The sequence below is a fragment of the Campylobacter peloridis LMG 23910 genome (assembly GCF_000816785.1).
Classification (GTDB): domain Bacteria; phylum Campylobacterota; class Campylobacteria; order Campylobacterales; family Campylobacteraceae; genus Campylobacter_D; species Campylobacter_D peloridis.
Genome location: NZ_CP007766.1, coordinates 1231781 through 1250781, shown reverse-complemented (window position 1 = coordinate 1250781; position 19001 = coordinate 1231781). Strand labels below are relative to the sequence as shown.

Genomic DNA, 19001 nt, shown 5'->3' with positions numbered 1-19001 from the left:
AATGTAATTGCAATTATATAAATCTTAATATAAATTTTAAAAAGTTTTAACCGATTTTTATACACCCACAAAAAAGGAGCAAGGATGCAAGTAAATTCGTATTCTCGTGTGGCAATGGAGTCGCAAATTAGCAATAGGAAGGCTGATTTGAATACAAAGCATGAAGATACCAATACCAAAAGTGCTAATAGCACTAAGGATATTGATAAAGATAAGCTTAGTAAGCTTGCTAGCATAGGTGGTAAGGGCATTACAGAACTTTATGCAATAAGTTTTATGCAAGAAACTTTTAGTATGAGTTCAGCAAATGCTTTTTCGCAAGCTGGCGTGCTTGGTATGGCTGATTCTTCTAAGGAGTCTTTATCGGCTATATTATCTAATGTAGATTTTAAAGCTATAGGATATGAGGGTAAGGATATTCTTAGTTTAAATGCAGATGAAGCTAAGGAACTAGTTAGCGAAGATGGGTTTTTTGGTGTAGCAAAAACTTCTCAAAGATTGGCTGATTTTGTTATAAATGGAGCTGGAGAAGACATGGATAAGCTTCAAAAAGGCTTAGAAGGTCTAAAAGCAGGATTTGCGCAAGCGGAAAAAATGTGGGGTGGCAAACTTCCTGATATCAGCTATGAAACCATTGATAAAGCTATTGAAAAGGTAACTCAAAAAATCAATGAATTGGGTGGAAATTCTTTAGATATCAATGCATAAATAATCCCTAGTTTTACTAGGGATTAGTCTATTTTTAATACACTCAAAAACGCTTCTTGTGGTAAATGAACTTTCCCTATGGCTTTCATTCTTTTTTTACCTTCTTTTTGCTTTTCAAGCAATTTTCTTTTTCTAGTTATATCTCCACCATAACATTTTGCGGTTACATTTTTTCCCATAGATTTTACATTTTCTCTAGCTATTATTTTATTGCCTATACTAGCTTGTATAGCTACTTCAAAAAGCTGTCTTGGAACTATTTCTTTCATAGCTTTTACAAGCTCTCTACCTTTGCTTAAAGCTTTTTCATTTGGCACTATAATGCTTAATGCATCTACATTTTCTCCAGCTACTTTTATATCAAGTTTTACAAGATCACCAACTCTAAATTCTATAGGCTCATAATCAAAGCTAGCATAACCTTTAGTAAGTGATTTTAATTTATCATAAAAGTCCATTACTATTTCATTTAAAGGCAAATCATACTCAAGTAAAACACGCTGTGGTGTAATATAATCCATTTTTATTTGTATGCCTCTTTTTCTGCTTAAAAGCGTTATTAAATTTCCTAAAAATTCACTAGGTGTTATAATGGTAGCTTTAACATAAGGTTCTTTGATGTGATCGATTTTATTTACAGGTGGTAATTCGCTTGGATTTTGAATTTTTAAAACTTCCCCATCAGTTTGATAAATTTCATAAGTAACAGTTGGTGCAGTAGCGATTAAGTCAAGATTAAATTCACGCTCAAGTCTTTCTTTGATAACTTCCATATGCAAAAGCCCTAAAAATCCAACCCTAAAGCCAAATCCTAAAGCCAAAGAAGTCTCAGGCTCATAAGTAATAGAACTATCATTTAATTTTAATTTATCAAGCGCATCTCTTAAATCTTCAAATTTATCTGTTTCTATAGGGTATAATCCTGCAAAAACAAAAGCTTTTGCTTTTTCAAAACCACCAATAGCTTCTTTAGCCTTGTTTTTGCTTAGTGTTATGGTATCGCCTACTTGAACATCGGCTACATTTTTAAGCCCAAGCACTATAACTCCTACTTCACCTGATTCTAATTTCTCAGTTTTTATAGGACTTAGTGGATGTGGGTAAAAAAGATCTTGCACTAGGTGCTTTTTTTCTGTGCTCATGATTAAAACTTCATCATTTTTAGCAATAAGCCCATCATAAACCCTAACTAAGGCTAAAGCCCCTAAATAATTATCAAACCAAGAATCATAAATCAAAGCTTTAGTAGGTGCATTCTCATTTAGTTTTGGTGTGGGAACTTTAGTAATGATAGCTTCGATAAGCTCTTTTATACCTTCTCCAGTTTTAGCACTAACACAAATTGCTTCAGAACAATCTATACCTATAATATGCTCTATTTCGTGTTTTACTTTTTCAACATCAGCTGATGGAAGATCTATTTTATTTATCACTGGAATGATTTCAAGATTATTTTCCAAAGCTATATAAACATTTGCTATAGTTTGAGCTTCAACTCCTTGAGAAGCATCAACTACAAGCAAAGCACCTTCACAGCTTGCTAAAGAACGACTTACTTCATAAGAAAAATCCACATGCCCTGGGGTATCGATTAAATTTAAAATGTATTCTTCGTTGTTGAATTTGTAGTTTAAACGCACTGATTGAGCTTTGATGGTTATTCCGCGTTCTTTTTCTATATCCATAGTGTCCATAACTTGATTGCTCATTAATCTATCGCTAATTGCCCCACATTCGCTTATTATTCTATCAGCTAGTGTGCTTTTACCATGATCAATATGAGCGATAATGGAGAAATTTCTAATGTTTTTCATCATGATTCTCTCATTTTTCTTTTTGCCAATCCAATTTGCTCATAAGCATCTATTTCTTTTTTTAATCCTTTATATCTTTTTTTTAATTCATTATTTAAAAAAGAAATATTTTTAGGAGTGGAATTTGCATTTGCAGATATAGCACTAACAAAATCAAGTTTTCTTTTAGTTGCACTATCTTTTGGGTTGTTTCCAATTTTTTGTGTATTTAGAAAATGTAAAATTAGCTCTTGAATATCTTTTGAATTTTTTGTGGAATTAGCTTTTGCTATGAAATCTTCTATATTGTTTATTTTAAGAGAGTTTTTAGAAGCACTTGTTGCTTTTGTTTTATCTTTTTTAGTAAAAAATATAACAGCGATAATTCCTAGGACAATAAAGACAATTAAAGCTATTATTAAAAAAATTAAAAAAGAATTACTCATTGTATTTTCCTATAATTTTTTTGCATAAGATTTTTTAAAATAACTAAGCAAACTTAAAGCTACCATTGATAAAAATCCCCAATAAACATAACTTGGTATATTTACAGAATCACCTGCTGCATAAGAATGCATACCTGTTAAAAAGTAATTTACTCCAAAATAAGTCATTATAATCGCCCAATAAGCAAACATAGAGCATACAGCAAAAGTGTATTGGTTTGCCCATTTTGGAACTAATCTTATATGTAAAATTGCTGCATATACTAATATACTTATTAAAGCCCATGTTTCTTTAGAATCCCAGCTCCAATATCTTCCCCAGCTTTCATTAGCCCATATAGCTCCTAAAAAATTTCCCACAGTAAGTAAGCACAAGCCTAGTATCATCGCCATTTCGTTGATTCTAGTAGCTTCGGTTATGTTTCTTAGAATATTTTCATTGTGTTTTCCATTATTTTTTAACATTGTCAATAATACTAAAACAAAAATTCCAAGTAGGGCACAAAGTCCTAAAAATCCATAGCTAGCAGTGATTACTGATACATGTATAGTGAGCCAATAAGACTGCAATACAGGAACTAAATTTGTAATTTGTGGATCCATTTGACTAAGATGAGCTACACCTAAAGTTACCCCTGCTAAAATAGAAGTTAAAGAAAGAGCAATAGGGCTTTTTCTTGAGAAGAAAATTCCAGATAAAGATAAAGCCCAAGCTATATAAACCATACTTTCATAAGCATTGCTCCATGGAGCACGACCTGCGATATACCATCTTAATGCCAAGCCTAAAGTATGAATAAAAAATGCAAAGATATTAAAAACATAAACGCATTTAAAAACAAAGTCAATGCGAATTTTTGGCATAAGCATTTTAATAAAGACAATAATTAAAAGTAAAAACCCAGCAAACAAATACAATGGGGCAAGATTAACAAAAATTTCACTTTTATTGAAAAAGATTTCTGTGCTTATTTTGTTTGCACTAGGCATTACTTCATGTCCGTATTTATCTTGATAGTTTTTAATTTCGTTTAATGCTGTATGAGCACTTTGCCAATTATTATGCACGATAGAATTTGACACAGCATTAAAGTAAGTTTCTAATAATTTTCTAACTTCATCTCCTTCTTTATCTTTTAAACCAACAAAAGCTTGATAAGGAGATATCCATTGATTATTTGAGCTATTTTGTAAAGGTATAAATTTGAAAATTTCGCCTGAAAAAATTAAATTAAGTATATTAACTCTTTCATCTAATTTGATGATTTCTTTATCAAAAACACTTCTACGATTAGGATTTTTTCTATTTGCATTTTCAACATATTTTTGTAGCTTATAATGCTCTTTAGTAAAAAAGTCTTCAAAACTAGCATATGCAGAAGGTGTAATGCCTAAAATTTTAGAAATTTCTTCATTGATTAATTTACTTGTTGGCATAAAAATAACTTTTTTATCATACCAAGCACTACCATCAAAAATCATGGATATAATGGTGGCTTCTGCACTTTGGTTTTGATATTTTGTATCTTTATAAATTTTTTCCAATACTTCAATAGCTAGGGTATTAAAAGGAACCATTCTTCCATCTGGTTTTTGAACTATTAAAGAGGCAAGTTCTTGGGCATGATTTTCATCTACTTTTATTGGTTCTTTGGCATAAATATTTTGAGTGTTAAAAATACACAATGCTAAAAATAATGCTATTGTAGTTTTTTTCAATGCATCTTGATTGATTAATCTTGCTAAATTTCTAAATCTTGAATGAGGATTTAAAATATTTAAAAACATACCCAAGGTTAGTAAAAAATACCCTATATAAGTTGGTATTTTTCCTGGATCTTTATTTACCGAAAGTATAGTTCCTTGCTCATCTTGGTCATATGAACTTTGATAAAATCTATAGCCTTCATAGTCTAATACATTATTCATAAAAATTTTATAATCAAATTTTTCGTTTTTATTATCAATTTCAACATAACTAGCATAAGACATTGGTGACATTGAACCAGGATAGCGAAGTAGTTCAAAATCTTTTAAATACATCTCAAAAGGCATTTCTATACCTTTAGGGCCCCATCTTAAAAAGAAAGGTTCTCCTGCAATATCTATGCGTATTGGAGATGCATATTCTACCAAGAAAATATTTTTTTTCTCGCCTTTATAATTAAGCTGTAATTCTAAGGCATTAATAGCATTATCTGAAAGCTGTGTTGGCATATATTTAGTGCTTTGTGCAAAGTCTTTAAAATTATTAAGTAAGGAGTTATTCCAGTATTTTGGTTCACCAAAAATTGTAATCAAAGCATTTCTTCCAAGTTCTATCCAGCTAGTTGCAAACCATGTAAAAAAGCTTTCATCTTTTGGAGTGTTAATTCCTTCTAAGGTTTTCTTACCATGCAATGAAGCAAATTTAACCACTAAATTAATATCATTAAAAGAATATAATCTTTGATCCTTGGCATCAACTTTGTTTAAGGATTTTAAAATTCCTTCTTTTCCATCACTCATTGACATAAATTTTAAGTCAAAATCTGCGCTAAGTTTTAAATCTTTATCGATTTTTATATAAGGACTTGGAACATCATCGTTTAAAAATGCAATGTTGATTCCATTAATGTTTTCTATATCTCCTGCTTGAAAAATTAATTCTTTTGCGTTGTTATTTTGAGAAATCATTAGTGATAAAAGTGCTGAAGAATTAGAATCTTCTTTATAAACTTCCTTAGCATCAAGTATGAGATTTTTATAGGTAATATTTATTTTATCATCAGGTAAAAGTAAGTCAAATGAAAAATGATTAGCAAAAGGCAAAGTTGCTATGTATTCAGATTTAGCAGCGCTATAGACTTTATCATCTTTTAAAGTAGCTATATATACATAACTTTTTGAAGTTTCTATTATATTGTTTTTGTCATTTTCTCTAATATGTAAATTTCCTTCAAATCCCATATATCTTGTCATAGCAGAACCCAATAAAATAAATAAAAATGAAATATGAAATATAAATAAAGGAAGCTTTTTTTTGTTAAACATTTTGTATTTAAAAAGTGCGACAAAAAGGTTTATTCCTAAAAGGAATTGCAAAAAACCAAACCATGAACTTCCATAAATCATAGCCCAAGCAGTTGGTGTATTGTAAGCACTTTCTATAAAAGTGGCCAAAGCACAAAAAAGGGCAAAAATTAAAAATAAAACTATAGAAATTTTAATATCTCCAAAAATCAAGAGTTGGTTTTTCATAATTTTTAAGCTCCTAAATATTTTTTTCTTATTTCATCATTACCAATGAGATCTTTTGCAGGTGCATGCATAGCTATTTTTCCATTTTCTAAAACATAAGCATAGTCACTTATTTTCAAAGCTGAAAATGCATTTTGTTCAACTAAAAGTATGGTAATACCTTCTTCTTTTAATTTAACTATGATATCAAAAACCTCACCAACAATTTTTGGTGCAAGTCCTAAAGAAGGTTCATCTAACATTAAAAGTTTTGGTTCACTCATTAGTGCTCTTGATATAGCTAACATTTGTGCTTCACCTCCACTTAGAGTTCCAGCAAGTGCATTTTTTTTGTCTTTTAATCTTGGAAAAAGTCTATACATTTGATTTTTTAAATGCTCATAATTTTCGCCATTGTTAAAAGCACCAATTTTTAAATTTTCTTCTATGGTTAAATTGATAAAAACTCTTCTACCTTCAGGAACTAAGGCTATGCCTTTTTGCACTAAGGTATGCGGTAAGTGTCGTTGTGTATCATAACCCAAAAAACTTACTTCGCCAGTTTTTTTTACACAATTTAACATTGCATTTAAGGTTGAAGTTTTTCCTGCACCATTAGAACCAATTAAGCTAACAATGCTCCCAGTTTTAATGGTAAAATCAATTCCCTTAACTGCTTCTATAAGACCATAATAAACATGTAAGTCTTTAACAACTAGCATTGAAATCTCCTAAATATGCACTAATTACCTCAGGATTTAACACAGCATCCATAGGCTTGCCTTCAAAGATTGTTTTTCCATAATCAAGCACCATAACTCTATCACAGAGTTTATTTACAAATTTCATATCATGTTCTATTAATAATACGCTAATTTTTTTATTATCTCTAATATCAAAAATCAATTTTGCCAAATCATCACTTTCAGTAGAATTCATTCCAGCTGCAGGTTCATCTAATAATAAAAGCTTAGGTTTTGTTGCTAAAGCTCTTGCTATTTCAACTTTTCTTTGTTGTCCATAACTTAAGCTTGTAGCTTTTTCATCGGCTAAATGTGCTATGTTTAATTGTTCTAAAATTTCATATGCTGCTTTTTTGGCATTTTTTTCTTCTCTTGAAAATCTTCCCAAGTGCAAAAAAGCTTCAAAAATTCCATATTTTATACTTTGATCAAAACCGATTAAAACATTTTCTAAAACACTCATGCTTGAAAAAAGTCTAATATTTTGAAATGTTCTTGCTATACCCATATGGACTATTTTATGTGGTTTTAAGTGATCAATTTTTTTTCCTAGAAAAAAGACCTCTCCACTACTTGGCTTATAATTTCCAGTGATAATATTAAATAGAGTTGTTTTTCCTGCACCATTTGGCCCAATGAGACCAAAAATTTCACTTTCTTTTATAGCAAAAGAAGTATTAACTATAGCAGTAACTCCACCAAAATTTTTATGAATATTTTTAAGCTCTAAAATCATTTTTTATTCCTTTTAGAAAACTTAAACAAAATATCTGTTAATTCTTTATCTCCCATAATACCTCTTCTTGCAAATAGCATTACTAAGATTAATATAACAGAAAATACTACCATTCTAAGTCCAGGCATAGCAGGAGTTTCATAACCAAAAATATTCATACTCTCATCTAAGAATCTTAAATACTCACTTCCACCAATTACCAAAATAGCTCCTATAATAGCTCCACTTGTAGAGCCTAAACCACCTAAAACAATGATAATTAAAAGTTGAAAGGTAAATAAAAAGTCAAATTGTTCAGGTGAAACAGAAGCTAAAGCACAGGCTAGCAATCCTCCGCCAACACCTTCTAAAAATGCTGATGTGCTAAATGCTAGTGTTTTAACATTAAAAGTATTAATACCCATTGCTAATGCTGCATCTTCATCATCTCTAACAGCTTTCATAGCTCTACCAAATTTAGAACTTACGATATTTAAAATGATAATTACAGAAAATATTGCAATCCCACCACTCCAGTATAAAGTAGTATGCTTTGGAATATCATTTAAACCTAATGAGCCATTAGTAATAGAAGCAAAATTAATTGCCATTAATTTTATGATAATCCCAAAACCTAAAGTTACAATAGCTAAATAATCCCCTCTAACTCTAAAAACCGCAAAGGCTAAAATTAACGATAAAATCATAGCACAAAAGCCAGCAGCTAATAAAGCTATGATAAAACTAGGTGAGTGAATCATCAAAATAAAACTACTAGGATCTTCCAAAGAAAACTGATCTATTTTGCTTTCGCTTGTAAGTAAGATTAAAGCTGCAACATAGGCTCCAATACATACAAAACCATTTGGTTCTAAAGAAAATTGACCAGTCACGCCATTGATAAGATTATAGCTTACTGCTAAAATAATAAAAATAGCAATATTGCTTAAAATTCCTATTTTATAATCATTGAAAAAATAAGGCGATATAAAAATAAAAGCAAGAGCTATAATAAAAAAACTCAAGTATGTAATTTTTTTTGCAATCATATTAAAACCTACTTTTTTCAAAATTTATACCCAAAATTCCAGTTGGTTTAAAAAGTAAAATTAATACTAAAAATATAAAAGCAAAAGCGTCTTTAAACCCTGAAAGATCTGGAAAAATAGCAACTACAACTACTTCTGTAAATCCGATAATTAAACCACCTAATACTGCACCAGCTACTGAACCTATACCGCCTAAAACAGCTGCTCCAAATGCCTTAAGTCCAATAAGAGTTCCCATACTAGGATCTACTGAAGGATAACTTACTGCCCAAAAAATTCCACCAATAGCAGCTAAAGCTGAACCTAGTGCAAATACTATAGCTATAATGCGATTTGCATCAATTCCCATTAAATTTACAGTGTGTATATCAAAAGCTAAAGCTCTAATGGCAATTCCATATTTGCTTTTATAAAGTATAAAAAGCACGATTAGTAAAATAAAAAAAGTCAAAATTGGAACTAAAATACTATTTATACTTATGCTAAGATTATTAAAATTAATTATAGTTTCAAGATAGCTAGGAACAGGAAAATATTTAGGAGTTGAACCAAATAAAACATTAAAAACATTTTGTATTAAAAAACTAATTCCTATGGCTGTAATTAATAATGAAATTCTTGGTGCTTTTCTTAATGGCTTGTATGCAACTTTATCAATAGCTATACCTAAAGCAGCAGCAAAAAGCATTGCTAAAGATAAAGCCCCTAAAAAGGGAACATTCATATTTGTTACACAAAATAAAGCTGCATAAGCACCTACCATCATGATATCACCATGAGCAAAATTTATAAGTCTTAAAACTCCATATACCATGGTATAGCCTATGGCAATAAGCGCATACATGCTTCCTAAGCTAAAACCATTGATAACTTGCTGTAAAATTAAAGAATTATCCATTTGAACCTTTGAACCTTTTATGGAAAAATTATGTCTTTATAGACTTGTTTTTGATTTTCTATGGATTTTATAACAATAGAACGCGTAGCATTCCCGCTTTTATCTATACTGATAACACCACTTACACCCTCAAATTTGGAAGTAGAATGGATATTATTGTTAATACATTCTGTATTAAAATCATTAATGCATTTTTGCATAGCTTCAAAAATCACAAAATAAGCATCTGCTCCCATAGCACTGAAATTTGGAACTTCTTTGCTTTGCTTTTCTTTCTCATAAGCAAGAATGAAATCTTTAGAAAGTTGTGTTGGTGGGTTATGATAATCAAAACTATCAGTAAATATATATCCTTCAGCTGCATCTTGTGCTAAATTGATAAAAGTTTCATCAGCAACTCCATCTGCTGAACCCATAGGAATATTTAAACCCATAGATTTAGCTTGGCGTACAAATAAAGAAGCTTCAGTGTAATAAAGAGGAAGATAAATAAAATCAGGATTTAAAAGTTTTATTTGTGAAATAATAGCCTTAAAATCTTTATCTCCTGCAGTAACTCTAAATTTATCTAAAATTTTTCCGCCTTGTTTGCTGAATTCTTTTTCAAATGCTTTGGTTAATCCTAAAGAATAATCTGCACTTTGATCGCTAATGATAATGGCTTTATTATAATTTAATTTATTTTTTACATAGCTTGCTAAAGAAGAGCCTTGAAAGCTATCCATAAAACACACTCTACTTGCATACATTTTTTTATTTAAGATTTTATCTGCAGTAGCTGCTGGAGCTACTACGGGAACCTTTTTTTCTTCGCCGATTCTTATTACTTGTAAGGTATTTGCTGTTAGCATTTCACCGATTAATGCATAAGCTTTATTTTGAGAAACTAATCTTGTGCTTGCATTGGCACTTTCGATTTTATCCCCTTTTGTATCTACAACTACAAGATTGATTTTATCACCATTGCTTAAGGTGTTTTTCATAGAATTGGCAACTTTTATGCCATCTAAGGCACTTTGTCCATAAGCAGCGGTCGATCCTGTTAAAGGAAGAACTACGCCAATGTTGATTTCTTTTGCATGGATGATATTGGCAGCTATAATAGATAATATAGCTATGCTAATTTTTTTCATAGTTTAGCCTTTCAAGGATTAATAATAGTTTTATAAACTTGTTTTTGTTCTTGTATTTCTTTAATAACTACAGAACGACTCGCATTACCACTTTGATCTATACTAATAACACCACCCACACCTTCAAAATTTGATGTCGTATGGATTTTTTCATTTATGCATTGTGCGTTAAGATTGTTAGCGCATTCATTCATCGCATTTACCATTACATAATAAGCATCTGCCCCCATTGCTGAAAAAGCAGGAAGTTCTTTGGTTCCATGATCTTTTTCATATGCTTGTATGAATTTTTTGGATAAAGATGTAGGAGGGTTGTTGTAATCAAAACTATCTGTAAATACCACACCATTAACTGCATCTCCACCTAATTCTATGAAGGTTTTATTATTTACACCATCACCTGCACTTAAAAGTTTGTTAAAACCTACAGCTTTAGCTTGTCTAGCTATTAGTGCTGCTTCTGGATGATAAATTGGCATATATACAAAATCAGGATTTATATTTTTAAGTTGAGAAACGATAGCTTTGAAATCTTTATCTCCTGAAGATATAGTTAATTTTTTAAGAACTTTTCCACCATTTTGTTTAAATTCTTTTTCAAAAGCTTTAGCAAGTCCTAAAGAATAAACATTACTTTGATCAACAATCACTACAACGCTTTTTAAATTTAAATCTTTATAAGCATAGTTTGCAAATTTATCTCCTTGAAAACTATCCATAAAACATACTCTACTTGCATAAGTTTTTTTATCTAAAAGTTTATCTCCTGAAGCTACTGGAGCAATTGCTGGAATTTTTCTTTCTTCTGCTATAGATAAAACTTGCATAGTGTTTGGTGTAACAGCCTCACCTATTAAACCTAAAACTTTATCTTGGGATATAAGCCTAGTAGTAGCATTTGCAGCTTCTATTTTATCACCTTTTGTATCGATAGTTATAATTTTTATATCATCACCATTTTTTAATTTTGGATTTAAAACATTGGCTAATTTTATACCCTCATATACATCATGTCCATAAGCTGCCAAACTCCCAGTTAATGGTAATACAACTCCTATTTTTACTTCTGCGCTATAAATTGAGCTTACGCAAAGCATGCTAGCTAGTAAAAGACTTTTTTTCATAATTTAACTCCTTTTTTTGTTATTTTAAAAATGTATTATGCTTTGTTTTTGGTGCAGGTTCTTCTTCTAATAAATCCTTTTGATTAAGCTCTATAGAAAAATTTTGACCTTTTAAATATGCAATGATGTGATTAATATCGTTATCACTTAGCTTTTTTGCGTAAATTCCCATTTGGATATTTTCAGTATCATTGTTTTTATAATAGCCATTTGCATAATCTTTCAAAGAACCCTTAATCTGAGCAGGTGATAAATCTTTTATAGCCCTTTTATTGAAAGAAGTTTTTTCTCCATTATCACCATGACAAACATTACATTTGTTTTGAAAATATATATTTTTTGCTTTTTCTATATCATAACTAGTATTATCATTAAAAGTATAGGTTAATAATGATTTAACATTAAAAGCCATAAGCGAGCTTATAAATAAAAAACTAGTCAAAATAATACGAAACATGGTATTACCTTTTTATTAAATATAAATAAACTCCGATTATATCTAAAAAAAATAAACAAACCCACCTAAGTTTTATTTTTTTAAAAAATTCTAAAATATTAAGTCATTATGCTAAAGCTTATAGAGGTAAGATTTTAAAAATACTAGCATTACATGATATACAAACAAAAGAAGAATTATTTAATAATCTACCAAATGAGTTAAAAATAAAAGATATAAAAATACAAGGATTAAAAGAAGAGATAGTTTTAGAGATATTATAAGCTAAGCCTATAAGGCTTAGCTTTTGTAATTAGAATTTATATAAAGCTTCAAGTCTGATGAATTGATCATCTTTATCGCTTGTACCAGCTGTATTGAAATCTTCTGTTAAATAAGAATAGAATCCACTAAATGTAAGTTTTGGACTATAAGCATAAGATACACTACCTACAAATTCGTTTTTGTCTATATCATTTTTATTTGTTTGCTCAGTTTTACCACCAATATAGTCAAATCCTACTCTTAATGTTTCAGCAAAAGTATAACCTAAACCTGCAAAATAGAAGAAGTTTTCACCATATACATGAGTTAATTGGCTAGTATTTTTAGCATAGAAAATTTGTTGACCTGGAGCGATAACTCTACCTGTATCTTCTAAAGTAACTACAGTTTGTTTATCTTTATCACCATAGCCTAATAAACCTGCTTGGAAATCAAAAGCAGAGATTTGTCCGCTAAATTTAGCAGCATAGAAGTTACCATTGTCTACACCATGATTGTAGAATTTTTCAAAATCGCTATCTAAGCTATTTCCTAGGTATTGACCTTGGATTTTGAAGTTCATATCATTGAATGCAAATTTATAGCTAGCATCTACTGCATATAAGAATGCATTATTAGCTGAATAAGCTGCCCATAATTGGAAAGCAAATGGATCAAAATCACCTAATACAGCAGCACCATATAATGATGATTTAGGTAATTTTGTATCTGTATAATCACCATCATTGTTCCAGTTAAATGCATCAAACCAATAACCTGCGAAAGTTAAACCTTCTATAGAATTATTTACAACTTTAGCACCTGTTCCTACAGCATCATCAGTCCAAATTGAACCAACTTCCATTTTACCGAAAGTTAAGCTTGTAGCATAAGCTTCGTTAGTGTATTCTAAGTAAGCTTGGTTAACAACAAAAGGACTTTTAGTATCTGTTCCTGTTGTTCCTTGACCAAAACCATAGTCAGTTGTTTGGCCATATTGGAATTGAACAAAAGCTTTGAAGTTATCATCTAAAGCTGCTTTGAAATTTAATTGAGATTTAAATTTGTGCTCGTTGTTTTTAGAGCTGTTGTAACCATCGCTAATTACATTACCTTGCTCTTGTCTATCAGATTGGAATCTGTATCTAAACATTCCTGATACATCAACATCTTTTATAGCTTCTTCAAGTGAAACAGCGTTAGCTGCTGAAAAAGCACCTGCAGCTAAAGCTGCTACTAAACTAAGTTTAACTAGTTTCATGAGAATTCTCCTTATTAAAATTAAAACTATGGAGAGTATTATAGCATAGTTTTATATAAGAATTCTTAAAATAAAGAAATATTTATTAATTAACTAAAGAAAATGTGTAGCTTAGTTAGTTTATATAGACTTATAGCTATATAAATCTTTAAAGATCTAGAAAAACTAGATCTTTAAAAACTAAGGAGTTATCTATGAATGTTTGCTTTTACAAATGTAATTATGCTCTTTGAAGGTAAATGTTTAGAAACGAAAGAGGGTGGTTAACATTTTAGCTTTTTAATGATAGAGTCAAGTTTTTGATATTTACCATCTTTAAGATCTTCTAATGCTTCAATTGCTGGTGCAAAATCTTCCATTTCATCAAGATAATTTTCTAAAGCATCTCTTAGAATTTGTGATTTTTTCTTTTTTGAAAATTTTGCTGTTTGATCTAAGCGTTCATAAAGTTCTGTAGAAAGAGTTAATGTATAGCGTTTTGTTTTCATGATGTTTCCTTTATTTTAATTTTATATATTCTTGGCAAGTTTTGCATTTATATTGTGCTTTGCTTATTTGTATTTTTTGATGAATTTCATCTGTTACCTTATGAATTTTACCTTTGCATTTGCAAATATAATCATAGTTTTTATCTTGCTTTTGCGTAGGGTTGTTTGCGTTTTTTAATTTTTGCTGATGCCATTTTTCTATTTTCATATCCTCTTGCAATATATGCTCTAACAGCCATTTAGAAGCTATGATATTTAATTTTTCTTTTAAGTCGTTTGTGCTTTTTATGTTTTGTATAAGATCAATCATGGATTGAATAATACTTTTGTGTATTTTTTGGTGATTGGCAAGTTCAGGATAGCCTATTTTTGCCATATATTTTTCTTCATCGGCAAAATGTTCTTTCATATAGTTAAAAAAATCAGCTAGCAAAAATTTGACTTGACCTTTATGTATAGGTTTATCAGAAATCATTTCAACATTGGCAGCAAGTTCAAATAATTTTTTATGTTGTTTGTCGATAGCATCATTATGAATGCTATATTTATCACACCATTTTGGTAGCATATTTCAACCTTTAGTATAATTTTTTAAAAATTATATTTAACAAATTTTAAATTAAAATAAATTCTTAGTAAAATAAAAATTTATTCTTTAATATATTTTAAATTACAATTACATTCTTTACATTTAAAATTTACTTTCGTGTATTGAATTTTTAAATGAATATCATAAGGAACTTTGTGTTTTTTCTTTTCACAATTGCAATGATAAAAAAATACAGCTGGTTTTTGCTTTTCTACGCTTAAATCCTTTTCGTCTTTTTTTTCTTGACTTTTTCTCCAGTGTTCTATCATCATATCATGTTGTAATATATGCTCAATAAGCCATGAATTTACAACTATATATAGTTTTTCTTTTAAATCGTTGGTTGTTTTAATCTCTTGTATGAGATAAATCATGGATTTTGTTATTTTTTGGTGCATTAATTTATGTTGATTAAGATAAGGATAATTAAGTTCTTTCATATATGCTTCTTCTTCATGGAAGTGTATTTTTATATAGTTGAAAAAATCAGCAATAAGTTTTTTTAATTCTATTTTATATATAGGCTTATCAGACATTTCTTCAACTTTTGCAGCTAATTCAAACAATCTTTTATGCTGATGATCTATTTTTTCATTATTAATACTATATTTTTGCTCCCATTCTGGTAACATGTATTCTCACTTTTTGTGGTTTAAGCTTAATTAATATTTTATAAATAATAGTCTTTAATTCTAATAAAAATTCACTTTAAATTTATACAAAAAAAATATAATTTATTGATTTTATTATTTTCAAGGATTAAAATGTCTACAAAAATTCTTTTATTAGAAGATGATATAAATTTAGGTGAGATAGTGAGTGAATTTTTAGAAGAAGAAGGTTTTGATGTTACTTTGGTTGAAAATGCTCAAGAAGCACAAGATAAAGCATATGAAAAAAATTTTGATTTATGGATTTTAGATGTGAAAGTTCCACAAGGTGATGGTTTTAGTGTGCTTAAAAATTTAAGAGAGTCGGGTAAATATACACCAGCTATTTTTATGACTTCATTGAACACTACGATGGATTTGCAAAAAGGTTTTGAAAGTGGTTGTGATGATTATATTAAAAAACCTTTTGAATTAGAAGAGTTGAAAATAAGAATTAATGCTATTTTAAAACGCTCTTTTGCACATAAAAATGAAGATTATGAAGATCTTGGTAATGGTTTTAAATTTGCACTTATTTCTCAAACTTTATATCATAATGATAAAGCTTTGTCGTTGCCATTGAAGGAGTTAAAGCTTTTAGCCTTGCTTTTAAAAAATAAGGGTAAATTTATAGATACTGCGTATATTTTTGAAGAAATTTGGGAATATGATCAAGAACCAAGTGAGCTTAGTTTAAGAGCTTATATAAAAAATTTGAGAAAAATCTTAGGTAAGGATAGTATAGTTAATCAAAGAGGAAGAGGGTATTGTTATGTATGAAGCCAAGCGTGTTGCGTGGCAAATTCTTTCTTTGTATTTAGTAAGCATAGGAAGTGTGCTTGTAGTGCTTTTTGGAATATGGTATGCAAAGTTGATTGAAGAATTGGTTAATGAGCATACTATAAAACTAAGACAAGAGCATCGCTTTATAATTTCACAAATGGAGAAATCTCGTTTTGAGCCTATAGAAAAAAGTGCTAAAAAAATCGCTCAAATTTCAAAGATTAAATTTGCGATTTTTGATAGAACAAAGGTTTATTTTTCTAATCTTAATTTACCCGCTCAAACTATATTTTTTAATTTTAATAATACAAAAATATACAATAACAACACACTTATTTACATAGCAGATGTAAATTTAAATAGCTTAATGCTAAATAACACTCAAACACAAAATGCTTTAGAAATTTTAGGAGATGTAAATCGCTTGCGTGTATTAATACAAGGTGATGATATTTCTAAGGAACTTGGCTTTATCAGATTTAAAGTAGCTTTAGCTATGGTTTTTTCTTTAATTTTTGTAAGTATAGTTGGATACTTGATACTTAAATTCGCACTCAAGCCTTTGGAGGTGAGAATAAGATTTTTAAATAATTTTATTAAAGATACTACCCATGAGATTAATACCCCAATTAGTGCTATATTAATGAGTATAGAAAGTTTAGAAAGAAAGAAGAATTTTGAAGAAATTAAAGCATTAAAGCGAGTTAAAATAGCAGCTTTAACTTTAAATCATTTGTATTCTGATTTAACTTTTATGAATTTTTCTCAAGCTTATGAAGCTAAAAAAGATTGGATATTTTTGAAAAATTTGATTATAGAAAGAATGGAATATTTTAAAATATTTTTAGAGCAAAAAAATATAAATTTAGAACTTCACTTGGATAATGAAGGAAAGATTTATGCTAATAAAGAGCAATTTTTTAAGATGTTTGATAATCTAATTAGTAATGCTATTAAATATAATGTAAAAAATGGCCAAATTAAAATAACACTTTTGGAGCAAAAACTTATAATAGAAGATAGTGGTTGCGGGATAGCAAAGGAAAATTTAGTAAATATTTTTGAGAGATATTCAAGGTTTAATGAAAATCAAGGTGGTTTTGGTATAGGACTTTCTTTAGTAGATAAAATTTGTAAAGACCATCATATAAAGATAAAAGTAGAAAGCGAGTTAAATAAAGGAACTAAATTTATTTTAACTTGGAAAAATTAGTCTTATTTGTTACTCATTTTGGCTTTTTCTTTGGCGTTGATTAGTGTATTAATAAATGTTTTAAGTTCTTTGGTGTCGTTTTTACTTAGGTTTTTTAGATTATGATTTAACATTTGAGTAACTAATGCTTCGTTGCTTAAGTCGTTATCGCCAAATTCTTTGGCCTTTTGCAAAATTTTTAAAGCTAGTAAATTTTTTACTTCATACATTTTAATCCTTTAAATAAATTGCACTAACAATGCGTTTTGGGGTTTGATTTTTTCTATAAGAAAAAAATCTCTCATCATCAAAAGTACAAAGATTAATATCAAAAATATCTTTAATTTCTAATTCTTTTGCTTGAAATTTAACTAATGCTTTTAAATCTAATTTATTTTCATGTAAAAAAGGTGCAAAATGTTTTTTACTATAAGTTAAAAGCTCTCCATTAAGTTCATAGTTTTTAGCACCAATTCCTGCTGAGATGATAAGTTTTAAATTTTTTGTTTGAGTGTTGAAATTTTTTTGCATTTTTAAAACAGCTTCTTTTAGGATATTTTCAAAACACCCTTTTCTTCCAGAATGTAATGCTGCTATGGTTTTGTTTTTATTATCATATAAAAGTAAAGGCAGGCAATCAGCACTTAAAATACACAAAGCTGTGTTTTTCTCACTGCTAATAACCCCATCAGCATTAAAATGAAAGTCTTTATTGTAATGAGTGATGATATTAGAATGAATTTGATTTAAAAAGATGCATTTTTTTATAGATTTTTCCCAAGGAAAGACATTGGAGTGAATTTTTGCTCTAAAAATATTATAATCAAAACCAAAAGCAATAAAAGCTTTCATAAAATCATTTTCTAATAAAGTGATATGATTTTGTCTACTTGTTGCCATGAAATTTCTTTTTTATAATTTAGTTGTCTGTGTATGTATCTTGCTAAAAGATCACTTTCTATATTAACACGCCTTCTTATAGTATAAGTTTTAAATAAAGTTTCTTTAAAAGTTATAGGAATGATAGTCAAGCGAATACCATCATTTAAAACTTCATTTATGGTTAAACTTACACCATCTATAGCTACACTTGCTTTATTTGCCATAAAAATTTGTAAATTTTCAGGACATTTGATATAAAAGTCTACTCCATTTTCTTTTTTTACGATGTTTGTGATTTCTCCTATACCATCAATATGTCCTTGCATTAAGTGTCCATCTATTTTATCACCATATTTTAATGCAGGTTCAATATGAACAAAGTCTTTTAAATTTTCTACAGCTATATGGGTTCTTGTTTCATAAGAAAGCTCAAGATTAAAACCATCATCAAAAAGCTTTGTAACACTCAAACAAGCCCCATTTACTGCTATGCTATCACCCAAATTTGGCTTGTAAGTAGCTTTTAATCTTAAAGTATTATTTTGATATGATTTAACAAAGGCTAATTCGCGGATTAATCCATTAAACATTTAACACCTTTAATTTTTATGAGATTTTATCTAAAACT

The 19001-nt window shown here is 29.1% G+C and carries 20 protein-coding genes; 3 read left to right on the top strand and 17 right to left on the bottom strand.

Annotated elements, in window-relative coordinates:
• Positions 1 to 84 precede the first annotated feature (84 nt).
• Positions 85 to 708 (top strand): hypothetical protein, encoded by a 624-nt coding sequence (locus CPEL_RS06165; RefSeq protein WP_044599061.1) that lies wholly within the window; start codon positions 85 to 87, stop codon positions 706 to 708.
• Positions 709 to 731: 23 nt separating this feature from the next.
• Here CPEL_RS06165 and lepA read toward each other — a convergent pair whose 3' ends face one another.
• From lepA to CPEL_RS06095, 14 genes are all read right to left on the bottom strand, one after another.
• Positions 732 to 2528 (bottom strand): translation elongation factor 4, encoded by a 1797-nt coding sequence (lepA, locus tag CPEL_RS06160; RefSeq protein WP_148308780.1) that lies wholly within the window; start codon positions 2526 to 2528, stop codon positions 732 to 734.
• Positions 2522 to 2947, bottom strand: coding sequence for a hypothetical protein (locus CPEL_RS06155; protein ID WP_044599060.1), 426 nt, complete (start codon positions 2945 to 2947; stop codon positions 2522 to 2524). The genes lepA and CPEL_RS06155 overlap by 7 nt, the downstream gene beginning before the upstream one ends.
• A 9-nt stretch (positions 2948 to 2956) precedes the next feature.
• On the bottom strand, positions 2957 to 6187 hold the full coding sequence (gene ccsB, locus CPEL_RS06150) for a c-type cytochrome biogenesis protein CcsB (protein ID WP_044599059.1): 3231 nt from the start codon (positions 6185 to 6187) through the stop codon (positions 2957 to 2959).
• Positions 6188 to 6192: 5 nt separating this feature from the next.
• Entirely contained in the window at positions 6193 to 6888 is a 696-nt protein-coding gene (locus CPEL_RS06145) for a high-affinity branched-chain amino acid transporter, ATP-binding protein (RefSeq protein WP_044599058.1), read from the bottom strand.
• Complete coding sequence (locus CPEL_RS06140) at positions 6875 to 7645, bottom strand: high-affinity branched-chain amino acid transporter, ATP-binding protein (RefSeq protein ID WP_044599057.1); 771 nt, start codon at positions 7643 to 7645, stop codon at positions 6875 to 6877. The genes CPEL_RS06145 and CPEL_RS06140 overlap by 14 nt, the downstream gene beginning before the upstream one ends.
• Positions 7642 to 8673, bottom strand: a complete 1032-nt coding sequence (locus CPEL_RS06135) for a branched-chain amino acid ABC transporter permease (protein ID WP_044599056.1) — start codon at positions 8671 to 8673, stop codon at positions 7642 to 7644. The genes CPEL_RS06140 and CPEL_RS06135 overlap by 4 nt, the downstream gene beginning before the upstream one ends.
• A gap of 1 nt (position 8674) precedes the next feature.
• Complete coding sequence (locus tag CPEL_RS06130; RefSeq protein WP_044599055.1) at positions 8675 to 9571, bottom strand: branched-chain amino acid ABC transporter permease; 897 nt, start codon at positions 9569 to 9571, stop codon at positions 8675 to 8677.
• Positions 9572 to 9588: 17 nt separating this feature from the next.
• Positions 9589 to 10704, bottom strand: a complete 1116-nt coding sequence (locus CPEL_RS06125; RefSeq protein WP_044599054.1) for an ABC transporter substrate-binding protein — start codon at positions 10702 to 10704, stop codon at positions 9589 to 9591.
• A gap of 11 nt (positions 10705 to 10715) precedes the next feature.
• Positions 10716 to 11828, bottom strand: coding sequence for an ABC transporter substrate-binding protein (locus CPEL_RS06120; protein ID WP_044599053.1), 1113 nt, complete (start codon positions 11826 to 11828; stop codon positions 10716 to 10718).
• Positions 11829 to 11847: 19 nt separating this feature from the next.
• The gene (locus CPEL_RS06115) at positions 11848 to 12285 is read right to left on the bottom strand and encodes a c-type cytochrome (protein WP_044599052.1); all 438 of its coding nucleotides are present in this window, start codon (positions 12283 to 12285) and stop codon (positions 11848 to 11850) included.
• Between the two features lie 292 nt (positions 12286 to 12577).
• Positions 12578 to 13789 (bottom strand): major outer membrane protein, encoded by a 1212-nt coding sequence (locus CPEL_RS06110; RefSeq protein ID WP_044598444.1) that lies wholly within the window; start codon positions 13787 to 13789, stop codon positions 12578 to 12580.
• 263 nt (positions 13790 to 14052) lie between these two features.
• Positions 14053 to 14277: a ribbon-helix-helix domain protein gene (locus tag CPEL_RS06105; protein ID WP_044599051.1), complete on the bottom strand. Its 225-nt coding sequence runs from the start codon at positions 14275 to 14277 to the stop codon at positions 14053 to 14055.
• A 10-nt stretch (positions 14278 to 14287) separates the two neighbouring features.
• Positions 14288 to 14845: a bacteriohemerythrin gene (locus tag CPEL_RS06100; protein WP_044599050.1), complete on the bottom strand. Its 558-nt coding sequence runs from the start codon at positions 14843 to 14845 to the stop codon at positions 14288 to 14290.
• Positions 14846 to 14925: 80 nt separating this feature from the next.
• Complete coding sequence (locus CPEL_RS06095) at positions 14926 to 15498, bottom strand: bacteriohemerythrin (protein ID WP_044599049.1); 573 nt, start codon at positions 15496 to 15498, stop codon at positions 14926 to 14928.
• Positions 15499 to 15630: 132 nt separating this feature from the next.
• Here CPEL_RS06095 and dccR point away from each other — a divergent pair, with 132 nt between their 5' ends.
• Positions 15631 to 16296, top strand: a complete 666-nt coding sequence (gene dccR, locus CPEL_RS06090; protein WP_044599048.1) for a two-component system response regulator DccR — start codon at positions 15631 to 15633, stop codon at positions 16294 to 16296.
• Positions 16289 to 17512 (top strand): sensor histidine kinase, encoded by a 1224-nt coding sequence (locus CPEL_RS06085; protein WP_044599047.1) that lies wholly within the window; start codon positions 16289 to 16291, stop codon positions 17510 to 17512. Before dccR ends, CPEL_RS06085 begins: the two co-directional genes overlap by 8 nt.
• 2 nt (positions 17513 to 17514) lie before the next feature.
• Here CPEL_RS06085 and CPEL_RS06080 read toward each other — a convergent pair whose 3' ends face one another.
• The 3 genes from CPEL_RS06080 to ribE are packed head-to-tail and all read right to left on the bottom strand — an operon-like array spanning position 17515 to position 18963.
• On the bottom strand, positions 17515 to 17721 hold the full coding sequence (locus CPEL_RS06080) for a hypothetical protein (protein ID WP_044599046.1): 207 nt from the start codon (positions 17719 to 17721) through the stop codon (positions 17515 to 17517).
• Between the two features lies 1 nt (position 17722).
• Entirely contained in the window at positions 17723 to 18391 is a 669-nt protein-coding gene (locus CPEL_RS06075) for a multi-copper polyphenol oxidoreductase laccase (RefSeq protein WP_044599045.1), read from the bottom strand.
• Positions 18355 to 18963, bottom strand: a complete 609-nt coding sequence (gene ribE / locus CPEL_RS06070) for a riboflavin synthase (RefSeq protein WP_044599044.1) — start codon at positions 18961 to 18963, stop codon at positions 18355 to 18357. Before ribE ends, CPEL_RS06075 begins: the two co-directional genes overlap by 37 nt.
• Between the last annotated feature and the right edge of the window lie 38 nt (positions 18964 to 19001).